A 2,053-nucleotide genomic window follows, 5' to 3' on the forward strand; every position below is an offset into this window, starting at 1 on the left:
CTTTGTTTATACAGCGCTTGGTGAAGGTATAGATGAAATTAGCGATCTAGAAGCTGACGATGATACTATTGTCTTCTTGCAGAAGTATTTGACCCCAATAACACTCAAGGCATAAATTTTGTTACATCTACTAATGTTGATAGTGAAGATGTAGCTACTTTACTGAGCGATTCAAATTTCTTAGATAGTCTCAACATAGATGAAAACTTGCCAACTATTATCTTTTTTGATGAAGACGACAATGGTAAAAAAGGTACATTAGCTTACCTCCGAGGTGATGTAACTGATATTCTTGCCAGAGTCTCAGTCAAAAAAGGAGAATTAAGTCCTGAGAATTTTCAGTATGTAACAGTTGACTCTCCTGAATTCAATGATGATGGTGGTACAGGAATTGATTTTAGTACAGGAGGAGTTATCAGTCTTGAATCATCTATATTGGAATTCCTAGATATTAGTCTAGAAGATATTGAAATATCAATACCTGAAATATCAATTGATGGAAATACTATAGAGTTTAGTAATATAGACCTTAATGCTAATTTTTTCGTTATTTCACAACAAATAACCGATATTACAGTGCTGCAACAACTGTTAGAAGATATTGAATTTAGCAGCACAGCTTTATTTTTATTCAGTACAGCAGAGAACACATTTTTAGCATCCTTTGATGGTGATGAAGTAGACATTATTACTGAGTACGAAACAGTATCTAATCTCGAAGCATTTACAATTGAAAATCTGAATATTAGTACGAATAATTTCTCAATTAGTAATCAAAATCAAGTATCAATTAGTGTATCTATACTTGAAGAATTAGGAGTTACTTTAGAGACTCTAACCAGCGTTGTTATAGGTGCTGATGATGTCACTCCGGTAACACAAGAATTACTACTTTTTTCAGAAGAAGCATTTGAAAACATAGAAGATTTTGTTCAAAGATTAAGCATTATTGTTGGTAGTAATGCTGCTCTAGCTGTTGCTAACATTGGGGATAAAACTGTTTTACTATTCTCAGATGGTAGTTCAGAAGGAATTACTATTATTCAAGAATTTGATGAAATTCTATCTGATATAGAATTATTTAGTAGTGTTAACCTGAGTCTCTTCAATGAAATCGAAGTAACAGCAGATAATAATATTGTTTCTGCTACAGATAATCCTGATGAATTCTTCATTCTTGAAACAATTGAAGGCGGATTTACAATTGAAGAATTTGACGATGATACAGACATTATCAAATTACGTTCAGAAGATTTTGGTGCTCTGACAAATGAAGATTTAACAAGAGTATTAGTTTCAGTATTTACTACTGCTGAACAGGTAGAAGACGCTAATTTTCTAGTTATCGACCAAATATTTGCTTCTATAGAAGAAGTCGAAATACGATTAACTGAGTTAGGTATAACTGGCTCAGTTTTATTAACTTATACTGATGAATCAGACAATACTGTTTTAGCTTTTTCACGAGAAGGTACAGTTGAAGTTATTGCTAACTTTTCTACTGATGAAGAAACAGATGTAGAAATTGACATAGATAATATCTTGATCGTAGGTAACGATGAGGATGATGAGGATGATGATGGAATAGAAATTAATGCTAGTCTCTTAGAATCATTAGGTGTCACAGCAGAAACTTTTACCAGCTTTAATGTGACTGCCGATTTTAACCAAGTAGTTCAACAAAGTTTCTTGATTTTTGTGGAAGAAACTTTTGCTAGTTTTGAACTTATGCAACAACGCTTGGCAGTGCTAGTAGGTCAAAGTCCGGTTCTACTGTTAGCTGAGATTGAAGGTACTACTCAGTTAGTATTATTCAATGGTACTGAGTTTCAGCTCATTCAAGAAATAGAGATAGAAAATATTAGTGATTTCTCTATTGAAAGCTTAGACTTATTTACACCATTTGATATTGCAACAGAGCAGCTAGAAATTGATATTGACATACTAACAGAACTTGATGTCACATTAGAAAATTTCACTAGCATCAATATTGCTGCTAACTTTAACCAACAAGTGCCAGAAAATTTCTTGATTTTTGAGGAGGAAAGTTTTG

Annotated in this window: 1 protein-coding gene; it reads left to right on the forward strand. The window is 32.8% G+C overall.

The window, feature by feature from the left end; translation table 11 throughout:
- Positions 1-207: 207 nt before the first annotated feature.
- On the forward strand, positions 208-2,053 hold a 1,846-nt coding region (locus tag F6K22_RS18630; protein ID WP_293100904.1), incomplete at its 3' end, for a hypothetical protein.

This window comes from Okeania sp. SIO2F4 (assembly GCF_010672385.1).
GTDB lineage: Bacteria > Cyanobacteriota > Cyanobacteriia > Cyanobacteriales > Microcoleaceae > Trichodesmium.